The sequence below is a fragment of the Bacillus sp. GS3m_15504 genome (genome assembly GCF_055825275.1).
In genome coordinates, this window is record NZ_JBVVNL010000001.1 from 1,509,327 (window position 1) to 1,523,503 (window position 14,177).

Here is a 14,177-nt window from a genome sequence, read left to right on the forward strand (position 1 = left end):
AAATAAAATCCTTCAAGAAAAGGCATGTTCTTGAAGGATTTTTTTATGCTTTATATATTTTATATTGCTTGTAACACATTAATTAAATTTATTTTTAGATATTTCAGCGCGTTGAATATAACCATCAGAGAAGCTGAAATAAAGAGAATAGCTTCCTCGATTATATATGAAGCCTTCACTAGTCATATCCTCTCCGATTCCATCTGGCTCACCAAACCATCCTTTTAATTCATTAATAGTGATATCCATTTTCACCGATATATATCTAGCGTCCGAAGGGTACATGTCAATATTATAATCGCCGTATACCGCTATATTAGGTGCATCACATTCTGTACAAGGTGCTTTCTTCCAAACATCAGGCACTCCATATTCTTTTTTTACGTCAGACAGATCTTTACCTAATACATCTAATTGAAATGGACCAAACGTCCCATTCTCTAAAGCTGTTGTTAACATTTGTTTCATTTCTTCTTTTGAATTGATGTTGAAATTATAATCTCTGTTTTTTGCTATTGCATTATAGAAAAATTGTGCATATTGCTCACGCTTCACAAATGTGTTTCCGTTAAAATTACCTGCCTCGTCACCTTGTGCTATACGGTTACTACGCAGTGTATTTACAGCTTCATAAGCCCAATGACCTTTTGGTACGTCTTTAAATTTCCCTTGTTCTTTTGATTCTAAATGAAATGCTTTTTGTAATATTACTGCCATCTCATAACGAGTTAATACATCATCAGGACGAAATGTACCTGTTCCATCACCTGTCATAATTCCAGCTTGCGCAATGGCTTTAATATCCTTTTCGAACATATGATTTGTAATATCACTAAACATATTTCCTTGTTTATCGTCTGCAATTAAACCTAAATGTCGATTGACTAAAGAAGCTACCTGTCCTCTAGTAATGTTGTCCCCAAAACCAAACTTCCCATTTCCATATCCCTTATAAATCCCTGCTGCCGCTAAGTAATCAATAGCATCTTTTGACCAGTGGTCTTTTGGTACATCTGTAAATACAGTGTTCTCATTGCTAGCTACCTTATAGCTATTTGTAGTTGTTTGTGCATTTGCTGTACCTACCATCGTTGTAGTTGCTAATGCTGCGGTTAGTATGAATCCCAAAAACTTTTTAACTTTACTTGTTTTTCTGTTCATTTGTGAACCCCCTTGTTATATGAAACGTATTGAATAACCTTAGTAAACATTTAATATACTTAAATGTTTACATCGTGATTATAACATATAAGTAATGAAAATTTACCATAAATTTCTATAGAATAAATAACTATTTTACTAATCTGTATGCAACTTAATCTCACTATCTGTAAATATTCATCTCTATGTAAAAAATGGTATTTTTAAATCCATTCAAAAAAATCATCTAAATTCCTTTCCTCTATTTGTGAACAGTAAAACGCTCCTTTTTTCAATCTACGATAGAAGATAGAACATGTATTTGGTATAATCAAAACATACTATATGAAACGATGTACATGAGTTTGATATTTATGTAATAAGGTAAGTACTACATAATAATAACTACGCTATAGGATTCAGTTCATGTGATACAAATCAATCGTTAGAAAGGAAAAGAAGTAATGAATCAAATTTCATTTGAAGATTTATTTGAAGAAGAAAATAAACCAGAAAAGGTGGAGGTAGCTCATATACCAGCACCTTTATCGCCATTACAAAAAGATATATTGGAATTAGTGGATTCTGAAGAAATAAGTGCACTTGAGCTATGCGAACAATTAATACGATCTGGCAAAATATCAGATGAAAGATTCACAACGAATAAGCCGAAAGCATATGGACAAGTATGCTTAGTACTAGAAGGCTTTGTTAAAGAAGGAAAGCTTATTTTTGTCAAAAGTGATGAGAAAAGAGATAGGGTTTATAAATTAAAAGAAGAAGTTTCTAACATATAAGTTTTACATGGCGTAATACAGTAATCACAGCAAAAAAGGGTGTCAATCAAGAAAGATTGATACCCTTTTTTGCTGTTTTTAACATCTTACATATTTACGTTTGAAACCAAGTCTTCCTCTATCAAGTTCTTTCTGAATACTCTCTGTAGCATTTAACAAACTGCTTTTTTTATTATCACGTTTTACTTCAACTATACCAACTTCTTTTGCAATCTCAACTGCCTTTTCGTGTAGTGGCACATATGAAATTGCTACAGTGTTTAGAAAATTATTCATAGCGGATTTTGTTCGTTCTGGTGAATCATGAATTGTGTTTTTCAACATTTCAAGCATATCGGAAATTTTGCTTTCAGAAAACTCGTTGTCTTTGCGATTCCCTAAAAGCCAGCAGTAGCAACTCCAGCCTGCAGACATTTTAAGCTCTTCACCGCTTGCAATCCATTTATCAGCAACTTCTTGAGCGATATTTGATTCGGATAACGTTACTGCCACCACATAATCGGACAACATATAAAAATACGCTCCGTCTATCCAGCGATCAAAATCAGACTCACTCATAGCTTTCGGATCTGCAATAATCCCTGCAAAATACATAGCATCGTAGTTGCCTGTGGCATACAGTTCTTCAGCTAACTCTTGGTTTACTTTTATTTTTTTAGCGATTGGTTTCATAGCGCCTGTAGCTACGCCGAAAACTGGCTCGTGCGCACCGTTAGATATGTATATTTTTTTCGTTCTTTCTTTGCCTAGGGCCTCAAGCTCTTGCATAACTGTTTTAAAATCCAAAGCTGTGCACTTCCTTCCTTAATATAAAACTCATTTTAATTGCGAGTATCTAGTTTATATTTTTTATCATGTTTTCCATACTTTCTAATTTTAAATCTTATGTGAGTAGGATGTCTACTTTCTATTATTTGTTGATAATTGAGTTAGTGATTTTGAAAATTTAGCTTTTTACATAGAGTTTTAGCATAAGAAGACTAATGATTAAAATTTCACTTTAACTTTGACTCTTTCTCGGTATTATTATGTTATTATTTGGTAAAGGGATAAATGAAATGTAAAGTTAAACATGTGAGGTTGGTTATAAATGATAAAGAAATTTACGAGAATAGTATTAACTGCAGTTATGCCAATTGGTATGATTGCGGGTTGTGCAACAGCTGAAAAAAGTGAAGCAAAAGAGCAGAAAGCGGTACAATCGGAGAAAAAAGACTATACGGATTACTCATATGGAAGTAAAGGTATAGTAGTAAGCGGCAAAGCGAAAGAACGTCAACAATACGAGGTTGGATATATGGATGATAACAAGTTAATTGGGATTGACGAAAATATTGAGGACTGTATTGTGTTAGATAATAAAGATGAAGCAGGTCTTGTTTGGAAGCAAATAGAGCGTGGATCGATTATTGAAGTGCAATATGGTAAGGACCGCAATGATATTGTAGGCGTACAATTAGTAGGAGATCGTGAGCCATACGAAATTAGTGATAAGTTTGATCGAAATACGATAAACGAGATTGTCGAAAATGTTAAAGGAAATTTGCAATAGATGTATTTCGCTAGTATAGGATTTCTTATCATGAAATTATGAATCAACGGCATTTTTTATATGAAAATGCCGTTGGTTCATTTTAAAAAGTACATGTTGTTCTATTGAAGAAAATGAGTAAAAGGTATCCTAATCTATTTTTTGAAAAGTAGTAGGTTATAAGGAGATAAGTGCTTTTGACGGCATTTGCAATTGGTTATAAAATAATGTCTGTTAAGGGATTTTCTAGAAAATATAATTCGCCTTCTGGGGATAAAATGAAAAGGTGGAATAAACATATTTTCATACATAGTAGATTCATAGTCTTTCACGAATGAGAAAATAAAGGGAGGTTGAGATATTTACACGGATAGTGTAGGTATCGATTACAGCAATGAATATTAAAAAACGAGTAATCGCACTATCAACAAGTTTAGTGATTTTAGGGAGTGCACCTTTATCAATATCAGCAGAAGAGATAAACAAATCTCATACTGACCAGCTTAGTATTGCACAAGGGGAACGTGGAACGAGCGGATTACGTTATTCTGATTTCAATCTAGAAACTCCTGATCACATGCAAATTAACGAAGCGGAAGTATCAGGAAATGAGAAAATTCTTTTAGAAGAATATAAGCATAAACATTCTGAATCAGAAGAATTACATAAAATGAAAGAAGCGAAAAAAGGCCAAGTAGCGGAAGAAGAAGCTATTTCAAACATTGAAAAAGCTTTTGAACATGTAGACGGTCGAAATGATGGTTCTACTCGCGAAATGGAGCCGGTTGAAAAACGGAGAGCTATTCAGTATAGCGCATCGATGACTACGAAGAAATATGGAACGCTTGCAGGTACTCCATTTGTAGAGTGGATTGTTCCAGCAGGAAACCCTGATATTCGCCCCGCTAATCCGATGAAAGCACGTTATATTACAATTCATGAAACTGCAAACACTGCCCGCGGTGCAAATGCTGAAAACCATGCGAAGTATTTATATAAACAAGCAACGGAAGGTACGTTCCGAACAGCTTCATGGCATTTTACTGTAGACGATAAACAAATTTATCAGCACTTACCAACAAATGAAAATGGTTGGCATGCAGGAGATGGTGATGGTTCAGGAAATAGAGAATCTATCGGTATTGAAATTTCAGTGAATCAAGATGGGGATTACAATAAAGCGTTAGAGAATGCAAAGAGACTTGCGGGATATTTAATGAACAAAGAAGGAATTAGCGCGGACCATATTTATAGACATCAACAATGGAGCGGGAAAAACTGTCCTGATATTTTAATTTCTCGTGGGAATTGGACTGGCTTCGTACAAGGTATTCAATGGTATGCAAATGTTAACGCACAAATTGATTCGCCTTTACAAGAAAGAAATGAGCTATTTGATTCAAATGAATATAATCCAGCTGAACCTAATATGGAGCTTGTAGTAAAAGGAGATGGTATAAACGTACGTAGTGGTGCAGGACTGGAACATCAAACTGTGCGTAAAGCTTCAAATGGAGACCGTTACAAAGTGTTAGCAGTTAAAAACGGTTGGTATAAAGTAGGTAATGATGAGTGGATTTTCTATAACCCAAGTTGGATTAAAATAAACTATAATGTGCCAAATAAAGAAGTACAAAAACCAAAAGATGATATTACAGGTGGATGGTTTGAAGGGCATATTCGCAAGCTGAACAGCCTAGGAATTATGTACGGGGAAGGAAATGGTGTATTTGCGCCTTATCGTAATGTAACGAGAGCTGAGTTTGCGACATTAATTTCAAATGCTCTTAAACTACCAGAAGGAAATAAGACATTTGTAGACATTAACAAAGCGCATCCGTCACTTCATAATGGTATAAAGCGTAGTGCAAGTGCAGGAATTATTAACGGTCGTGGCGGCGGGATTTTTGATCCTAACGCATCTATCACTCGTGAAGAAGCATCGATCATGATTGACAACGCATTACAGTATAAAGGTATTACAGGTGAATTAGCCGCATTACCATTTACAGATCAACATCTAATCACATACAAACAACATGTTCAACGATTATACAGTTTAAAGGTAGTTACAGGTGTTGGAAATAATGAGTTTAATCCGAAAGGCACGACAACTCGTGGTGAGGCAGCTGCCTTTTTAGTAAAGATGTTAGATGCAAGTCAAAAATAGAAAGAATGATAAAGGAGCTATCCAAAATGAGAATTTGGAACAGCTCCTTTTTATATAATAAGCCCTTATTAAGCCCCTTACAAGCCCCTTATAAGCACCTACCAAGTAATAAATCATTAAGAAAAAACAAAATAAAAACAACTACAAGAACAAAAAAGCGCGAAAAAATAAAACCGTCGTTGTAGTAGTTAAAAAAATTTGGAATGCAACTGCAAAAACCAAGCCCTCACTCCTATATGTATATTGAAGGATTAAAATCTGCCTTTTTATAAGTACGAGGAGGAGGTAAACATATGGCTGTGTACCGTAATGTGCAAGTGAATTTTTGGCAAGATGAATTTATATTAGATTTAACGCCAGAGGAGCGTTATTTTTACATATATTTGTTAACTGGTACGAAAACGAAGCAATGTGGAATTTACGTATTACCAAAGCGTGTGGCAGAACTTGAAACAGGCTACAATATGGAGACTGTTGAGAAGTTATTAAATAGGTTTGTTGAATACGGAAAGATTTTATACGATGTGGAAACGAAAGAGTTATACATAATGAATTGGCTAAACTACAACCCTATTTTAAATACGAATGTAGAAAAATGTGTGTTGCGTGAATTAAAGACTGTGAAAAATAAAGAATTCATACATATGTTTTTACATAAATGTCTGGAAGAAGAATGGAAGATTCCATTGTTGTTGCAGCATTTTGGTATGCCAGAAGAAGAGGGTAATAGTAGTTTACAAGAAGTTGTTGAAGAGGAAGAGATAGAAGAGGATACTTCGCATGGTGAAGTTTACAAATTTTACGAACAAAATATAAGTAGTTTATCTCCATATATCGTGAAGGAATTGAAGAATTGGATACAAAGACTTTCAGGAGAGAAAGTATTAGAGGCACTTAAAATTGCGTTTGAACAGAATAAGCGAACGTTTGCTTATGTGAAGGGGATTTTGAGGAATTGGTGTAGTGAATATGGTGGAGAGAAGTGTGTAATGGGTAGTTTAGAGAGAAGGAGAAGTGTTTTGAGTAGTGTGTTTTAATTTACATTAATTTAATGTAGAATGTATGTTCGTTTTGGCGAATTTTATGCTATACTACCATTAAATAAGGGTGTTTTTATAATGGATAATAAGATGCGGGGGAACAAAGTTTGACTACAAATGCAACTCAGTTGTTTCAATATATTCATATGACAGCAGAACAGGAACAATTATCACTGCTATATTTACAAACAAAAGAAGAAGAGATTTTGAAAGATATTCAATTAACGACAATTCGAGATCAAAGAAGAGACGATTTTGCTAAGCGATTTATAAATGATTTTAGAAAAGTGCATAAGCAAGATCCAGCTTTCTTACGATTATTCTATTATTTGTTGGGGGAGCAATTGTTAAATGTTCTTATAATAAGGTTTAAATATGTGGATTTTGCTAATATGAAGATTTATTTAGAAAAAAGTGCTCTTCCATTGGATAAACTTGTAGTAATATCGTGTAAATATTTAACTAATATTTCAAGTTATGTGAATGAGGCGTATGATTTTCTGAAAGAGTTAACAAAAGAGAAGCCGAACTATATAGAGGAACAGTTACATACTCTACCGAATAGGCAACAATTATCGTTACTTCTCGTAATGTTTGACGTAGATTATGAGGGATTTCGTATATATAGTTCTTTGTTAGATGAGAGATTAGAAGAACATGCTGAATTTATATTGAATTTGAATGGGGAAAAAGAAAAGATTGAAGCAACTGAAAGATATATAAAAGGTGAAAGTGATGGGGAATTATTTTTAGGTGGAAATTTACCGGATTATATTTGGCGACTGTTATTTCATGTTCATAAGTATTCAAAAGTTGCGAGGAAATATGTGGAAATATTAGCAAAGAAAAACGTTTGGGGTTTTATGAATCATGCTACGCGTTATATGTGTCATGCTCTTGACCAGCCTCAAAACTACAAAAGAACAGGTAGTGTAAATAGAAAAACATATGAAGAGATTCAAAGTTTTTGTAAACAGTTTTGGATTTCTGAGGAGAGATTTTTTGCACATCGTCTAAGGCAACATAATTTGAATAGTGAAGATTTTTGTAAGACGTATGAATATGAATTACTTTGCTTCATGTTGGAAGAAAATCCGGAATTTGTTCAACGCACTTTGCAATATGTAAGTAAAATGAATTATCTCATTGTCGCAAGAATGTTAGCTGAAAAAGGACATGAGTTAAATACAGGGAAAATGCGAGAAGAATTTTTTGTCGCTGCTTTGCAAATTAAATTGTCTACAATACGTGATACATATCGTGATTATTTACTAGAGAAAGTATCACTTGAGGATATGAAGCACATACTTAAAAATCCGAAATATAGAAGTATGTATTGGGGTATGCCAGTATTAGAAGTTGTACTCCTTTGGGATATGGATGATGTAGCAAAAAGGGAAGCGGTACTTACACTACAATTCGGAGATGAATATAGTGTTAATTTATACCAGCTTCTTTACGAATGCTCTGTCAGAGGGATAGAACCGAAACAAGTATTAGAAGAACTTCTTTCGTATGGGTTAAGTAAGGAAAAGTTGATTGCCTATGCAGTTGAACAAGCTGCTTGCTACAGTGAAGAGAGAAATGAGGCGAAGGAAGTGCTTGTTCAAGTCATTGTAAAAGAACAAGCGTACATAATTGAACGATTTGATACGTATTCTGCTCAGGCAAAAGCATATATTTTGAATGAATTAGCAAGAAATAGCATGGTTGAAATGCGTCCGGTTTTAATTAAAAACTTAGGTGATTCATCTAAAAAATTACGTGAGTCTATAGTTGAACTACTTACACAAGACGTAGAAGCAGCAGAATATGTAGCAGTTGAACTGAATAATAAAAAGAAAATCGTTCGTGAAAATGTGATGAAACTGCTTATAGGGTATAAGATTGAAAAATATACGAAACTTGTACAGGAAGCTCTGCAAGATAAGAAGAATGCCTCTCTTGTTGAGAAGTTTGCACCGTTACTTGAAACCGAGAGAAACTCAGAAAATATAGAAGAGCTTTGCAGTCGCATAGTAACAGAACAAACAAGACATTCACTTCTGCAATTGTTTATGAATGAACCACAAATCCGTCTTCGTGACTCAAATGAAATTGCTGATGCTACAATTCCATTAGCTTATGTTCAACAGTATATTTTAGATGCTGTCATTGAGAAGAAAGAAGCGGCAGAGGTTATTGGCAGTATGTTACATGCACAAGACTTGAAAGAATATGTGCAAACAATGTATCAAATATGGATCTCTCAAGACGCAGATGTGAAGAAACGCGGTATTCTCTCGTTATATGGAATATATAGTGATGACGAAATGGTCGGTATACTTAAAAAGCAAATTGATGAATGGGTGCTTCATATGAGAGGAAAGATTGCAGCGGATGCTGTTCGCGCACTAGGCTTGTCCTCATCTAAGCTTGCACTTATGACTATTCATGAAATGGCATTTAAATATAAACATAAACAAGTGCGTAATGCAGCAAAAGAAGCGCTAAGTCTTGCTGCAAAAACACGTGGTATAACGGAAGAGGAGCTGGAAGATCAACTAGTACCAAATCTTGGCTTCAATATACGTGGTGAGAAGGAGATTGATTTTGGGAATAGATGTTTTACGGCCATATTAACTGCAGAGTCAAAAATTGAATTAGAGACAGAAGAAGGAAAACGCATGAAGTCACTTCCAAAGCCGAACGCAAAAGATGATGTAGTAAGAGCTGAAGAGGCTAAGAAAGAGCTATCCTCTGTAAAGAAGGAGCTCCGAAGTGCTCTTTCTATGCAGAAACAACGTTTGGAAGCGGCACTATCACGAAAGCGCTATTGGTTATACGATACGTGGAAATCAGTATTTATGGAAAATCCAATTATGAGGCAATTTTCTACTTCACTCATTTGGGGTGAGTATAAGGAAGGAAAGTTGCTGCAGGCATTTCGCTATACGGAAAGTGGCGTGTTCTCTGCAATTGATGGGGCAAATTATGAACTTTCATCTGGAACCGTAATCGGTTTAATTCATCCGTTAGAATTATCCGAAATGGAAAAGGAAGTGTGGAAAGAGCAACTGGAAAGTTTGAAAATTGTCCAGCCGTTCTTACAAATGGAACGTCCCGTGTTTGTAGTAGAGGAAAACGATAAGGTTACTGTTGAGAGATTTGGTGGTATTTTATTAAATGGTCGCTCGTTATTCGGTAAGATGACGAAATTTGGATGGATTCGCGGATCAGTCCAAGATGGCGGTGTGTATTATACATTTTACAAAGAAGATACTCGCACTGGACTAGGGGCACAGCTGTCATTTAGCGGAGCACCGATTGGCTATGAAGAGGAAGAAGATATATGCGTGTATGATATTGAATTTTATAAAGCAGGTACAGTGAACCGTGGTTCATATGAAGACGATGAAATTGATGATGAAAGACGTATTGTGCCAAAAGAAGTAGATAAGTACTTCTTTAGTGAGATATTATATGCTGTACAATTAGTGACCAATTCAAATCTTGGTCATAATGAAAGCTGGCGTAACAAACGATAAAAATTCCCCCTTCATTTGTAGGAAAATGAAGGGGTTTTTCAACTTTTTTAAAAGGTTCTTTCAAAATAGAAGCGAATAGCTTGAGAAAGGAGGGGTTATATGGAAGTTGTTATAGAGAAGAAACGAACTAGGGGTAAGAAAATTTTCATTTGGTCTAGTAGTATCGTTCTTTTATTAGTTATTTGTACAGCGATTTTTTTGAACATATATACACTGAAATCTGTGCCAAAGATAGATGGAACGATAAAACTAGAGGATTTACAACGTGCTGTTACGGTAAAGCGAGATAGTAAAGGAGTACCACATATTAAAGCGGAAAATGCGCATGATTTATATTTTTCGCAAGGATATGTACAAGCGCAAGATCGTTTGTTTCAAATGGATTTAAGTAGAAGGCAAGCTTCTGGTATGCTGAGTGAGGTTGTAGGAGAAGCAGCTGTTGATCGAGATAAGTTGTTTCGAACGCTCGGTTTACGGCGAGCAGCCGAAGCGTCTGTTAGTCAATATGACGGGGAGGCGAAAGATGCTCTGCAGTCATTTGCTGATGGGGTGAACGCTTTTATACGCGAGGCAAAAGAGGAAAAGAAATTGCCGGTCGAGTTTACTATATTAGGTTATGAGCCTGCTGAGTGGTCAATTGTTGATACGTTAACAATTGGAAAGTATATGGCGTTTGATTTAGGCGGACATTGGCATGGACAGGCATTTCGATATTGGGCGCTGAAAAATCTACCGAAAGAGCAAGCAAATGAGCTATTTCCTACATATCCGAAAGATGCCCCTAGATTGCTAGCTGAACTTGAGAATACAAATGTGAATGTCGCACAAAGTTTTGCAAAAACGATCATTCCACCAGAGTTTAATGGTAGTAATAACTGGGTTATAAGCGGTGAGAAGAGTGCGTCTGGTAAGCCGATTTTAGCGGATGATCCTCATTTATCTCTTGCGACGCCTTCTATTTGGTATCAATCGAAACTTGAGATGAAAGATTTGAATGTGAGTGGCGTTATTTTCGCTGGCGTACCAGGGGTTATATTAGGACACAATGACAAAATAGCATGGGGCGTTACGAATACAGGTCCTGATGTGCAAGATTTATATATTGAGAAGAGAAATCCTAATAATGAAAATGAATTTCTGTATAACGATAAGTGGGAAAAAGCTACCGTTGTGGATGAATCTATTAAAGTAAAAGGCGGGAAAACAATTCCGTATAACGTTACAGTTACGAGGCATGGCCCAGTCATTTCAGAGTTTGCGGATAAAGGGAAAGAGAAAACGAAAACAGTATTTGCTTTGAAATGGACTGCTTTGGAGCCTTCCGCTGAATTAAAGGCTGTATTAAATATGAATAAGGTGAAAGACTGGAATGAGTTTGAAACGGCACTGCAAGATTTTCATACACCAACTCAAAACTTTGTATTTGCATCAAATGACGGCACAATTGCTTATAAAGCAAATGGAAATATACCAGTGCGTAAAAAAGGTGATGGTAGTTTACCTGTTCCAGGATGGACAGATGAATATGAATGGGAAGGGTATATCCCGTATGATCAGCTACCAAAAGTAATCAATCCAAAACAAGGGTTTATTTCAACTGCGAATAATAAAATTGTAGATGATAATTATCCGTATCATATTAGTAATACGTGGGCGCAGCCATATAGGCAAATGCGTATTCAAGAGTTTTTACAAGAGAAGGAAAAATATACAGTGAAAGATTTAGAAGAGTTACAGATGGATCAAAAAAATTTATACGGGAAAGAGTTTACTCCTATATTTTTAAAAGAGTTAAATAAAGCGCCTTTACATGAAGTAGAGAAAGAAGGCGTAAAACAATTAACGAAGTGGAATTTTTACGATAGTAAAGATGACGCGGCACCGTTAATATTCCATTTATTAATGAAGGAGATTTCAAATACGTTATTTTCAAAAGAAATTCCGAAAGATGTGATGGAGTTATTTGAAGGGAAGTCACAAGTTGTGGATGAATTGATTCGAAAAGAAGTAGCAGGAGAAAAGAGCACTTGGTTTACGAAGTACGGAGGATTCACAAAAGTTGTGCATACATCGTACGAAAATGTAATGAAGAAATTACAGAAGGAATATGGACCAGATGTTACGGAGTGGAAGTGGGGCGATTATCACCAACTTGCTTTTACACACCCAATTTCAAAATCATCTAGTATGTTAGCGCTACTTGCGTTTAATCGTGAGAAACCAGTTCCAATTGGCGGAAGTCAAGTTACCGTTCAAGCAGCCAGTTACGGCGATAACGGTATTGTCAATCACGGAGCGTCTTGGAGATTCGTCATTGATACGAAAGATATGTCAAACGGTTATCATATTGTAGGGCCAGGACAATCAGGACATTTTAGAAGTGATTGGTATCATGATCAAATAGATGATTGGGTAAATGGCACGTATCATACGACTACATTGAATACGGAGGGGATAGAGGGGAAGGTGTTAAATTTAGAGCCGAAGTAATAGGGTGTTTTTGTTTGTGGAGGGGACTAGTAATAATCTTTTTGATAATGAAAGCTTATCATTTAGAACATAACCCAGTTCTTAAATAATTTTAACAGCCAGCCTACTATCATTTAATTTGATAGTGGGCTGTTTCCATATTCGAAATACGCTGTAGCAACCTCTTCAGGATTACGATTATTTCTACATGCTGCAAGTGCTGTAACTAATAAAGCCACTACAACTATTAACATGATCATTCCAGTTTTGAGGGGAATTAGTTAACAAAGACCAGATATTATTTGCAACAGAACTGTTCCTCTGTACCCCTTGTTTCATCATTTTTCTAGGCCATCCAACTTGACAAATGTTTTTTTATCAAACTACAATGAAAATCATTATCAATAATATAGGGAGGATACTTTTGTCAATAAATGAAAAACAACATATTTATAGGTTAATAACTAGGTGTTGTTAAGTCGTATGTACTATTTTTAGTTTAGCGTTGCCCAGAATGTACACCAATTAATCTCGTGAATTACAAGAAAACTATTATTGAAATGAGGCTTGCATTGTGAAGTTGGACGTGAATGAGTTAGCAGAGTATCTTGCCAATACTCCTTTCCGAGTAGAAGGAGTATATCGTTATGCTAAAAATCCAGGTGTGCCTTGTGCTGAGTCTACAGATTCTTTCCCAGGATTTGTATTTCCACTTACAGGGAAGACGGAATTTCAATTTAATGGTACGCCGTATACCCTTTCCCCAGGAAAAGTTATACATGGGGGTGCAAAAATGACATTAGCCCATAAAATGCTTGGTGAAATAAACTGGGAATATATTCTTGTTTTATATCGGATAAGCAATTCAGAACGAGAAGACTCTGGCTTTACTCATCAGCATTTTGAATTATTAACAGGACAATCTCCTCGTCTTGTCGAATTACTTATGCGTCTTTGGGATGTGTATAATCAGCGAGGAGGCATTTCGATGTTTCAGACTGAAATGCTATTTCGCGAAGCGTTGAATGAAGCTTTATTAAGTGTTGTCAATAGAGAAAACAACTATGAATCGCATACTTTATTCGAACGAATATCTAGTTACGTTCATAAATACTATTATAAAGATATTACAATACATACGCTTACAGAACAAAATAATGTTAATCGAAATCGTCTTTCTTACGTGTTTAGAAAGCATGCAGGTATGGGGCCAGCAGAATATTTATTGAACTATCGTATAAAGATGGCTCAAAAAATGTTATGTACAAGTGGTGTGCCTGTACAACAAATTGCGCAGGCTGTTGGAATCGCAGACCCTTTTTATTTTAGTAGGGTTTTCAAGAAGCGAGTTGGCATTTCGCCTACTAAATATCGCGAGAAGTTCATCAATAATCCATACTAATGTCAACAGGGGTCCATTCTTATTTGAAAATCACTGTTCTATACTTATGGAGAGTTAAAGGAAACATTGGATTGAAAGTACTTTCATTGAAATCACTCCTT

At 35.5% G+C, this 14,177-nt stretch carries 9 protein-coding genes; 7 read left to right on the forward strand and 2 right to left on the reverse strand.

All coding sequences use genetic code 11. The features are described from left to right. Window positions 1-78: 78 nt before the first annotated feature. The gene (locus AC0L0O_RS08045) at window positions 79-1,161 is read right to left on the reverse strand and encodes an S-layer homology domain-containing protein (RefSeq protein ID WP_473785713.1); all 1,083 of its coding nucleotides are present in this window, start codon (window positions 1,159-1,161) and stop codon (window positions 79-81) included. 443 nt (window positions 1,162-1,604) lie between these two features. Between AC0L0O_RS08045 and AC0L0O_RS08050 the strand changes: the two genes are divergently transcribed. Further along, window positions 1,605-1,937, forward strand: coding sequence for a DUF3895 domain-containing protein (locus AC0L0O_RS08050; RefSeq protein WP_001071921.1), 333 nt, complete (start codon window positions 1,605-1,607; stop codon window positions 1,935-1,937). 78 nt (window positions 1,938-2,015) lie between these two features. Here AC0L0O_RS08050 and AC0L0O_RS08055 read toward each other — a convergent pair whose 3' ends face one another. Continuing rightward, on the reverse strand, window positions 2,016-2,723 hold the full coding sequence (locus AC0L0O_RS08055) for a DNA alkylation repair protein (RefSeq protein WP_000346332.1): 708 nt from the start codon (window positions 2,721-2,723) through the stop codon (window positions 2,016-2,018). A 304-nt stretch (window positions 2,724-3,027) separates the two neighbouring features. Here AC0L0O_RS08055 and AC0L0O_RS08060 point away from each other — a divergent pair, with 304 nt between their 5' ends. From AC0L0O_RS08060 to AC0L0O_RS08085, 6 genes are all read left to right on the forward strand, one after another. After that, entirely contained in the window at window positions 3,028-3,489 is a 462-nt protein-coding gene (locus AC0L0O_RS08060) for a hypothetical protein (RefSeq protein ID WP_000591630.1), read from the forward strand. A gap of 373 nt (window positions 3,490-3,862) precedes the next feature. Further along, a complete protein-coding gene (locus AC0L0O_RS08065) occupies window positions 3,863-5,638 on the forward strand; it encodes an S-layer homology domain-containing protein (protein WP_473785714.1) in 1,776 nt (591 codons plus the stop codon). A gap of 293 nt (window positions 5,639-5,931) precedes the next feature. Beyond that, window positions 5,932-6,675 carry a DnaD domain-containing protein gene (locus AC0L0O_RS08070; protein WP_000312112.1) on the forward strand — a complete coding sequence of 248 codons (744 nt, stop codon included), beginning with the start codon at window positions 5,932-5,934 and terminating at the stop codon, window positions 6,673-6,675. Window positions 6,676-6,785: 110 nt separating this feature from the next. Next, window positions 6,786-10,205 carry a DUF4132 domain-containing protein gene (locus AC0L0O_RS08075; protein WP_131369062.1) on the forward strand — a complete coding sequence of 1,140 codons (3,420 nt, stop codon included), beginning with the start codon at window positions 6,786-6,788 and terminating at the stop codon, window positions 10,203-10,205. Between the two features lie 99 nt (window positions 10,206-10,304). Beyond that, entirely contained in the window at window positions 10,305-12,695 is a 2,391-nt protein-coding gene (locus tag AC0L0O_RS08080; protein WP_473785715.1) for a penicillin acylase family protein, read from the forward strand. Between the two features lie 553 nt (window positions 12,696-13,248). Next, window positions 13,249-14,076 (forward strand): helix-turn-helix transcriptional regulator, encoded by an 828-nt coding sequence (locus tag AC0L0O_RS08085; RefSeq protein WP_000762802.1) that lies wholly within the window; start codon window positions 13,249-13,251, stop codon window positions 14,074-14,076. Window positions 14,077-14,177 lie beyond the last annotated feature (101 nt).

What these genes read in the sequence shown, in the direction of transcription:
- AC0L0O_RS08045 (WP_473785713.1), bottom strand. Translation starts at nt 1,161, where the DNA reads ATGAACAGAAAAACAAGTAAAGTTAAAAAGTTTTTGGGATTCATACTA.
- AC0L0O_RS08050 (WP_001071921.1), top strand. Translation starts at nt 1,605, where the DNA reads ATGAATCAAATTTCATTTGAAGATTTATTTGAAGAAGAAAATAAACCA.
- AC0L0O_RS08060 (WP_000591630.1), top strand. Translation starts at nt 3,028, where the DNA reads ATGATAAAGAAATTTACGAGAATAGTATTAACTGCAGTTATGCCAATT.
- AC0L0O_RS08065 (WP_473785714.1), top strand. Translation starts at nt 3,863, where the DNA reads ATGAATATTAAAAAACGAGTAATCGCACTATCAACAAGTTTAGTGATT.
- AC0L0O_RS08070 (WP_000312112.1), top strand. Translation starts at nt 5,932, where the DNA reads ATGGCTGTGTACCGTAATGTGCAAGTGAATTTTTGGCAAGATGAATTT.
- AC0L0O_RS08080 (WP_473785715.1), top strand. Translation starts at nt 10,305, where the DNA reads ATGGAAGTTGTTATAGAGAAGAAACGAACTAGGGGTAAGAAAATTTTC.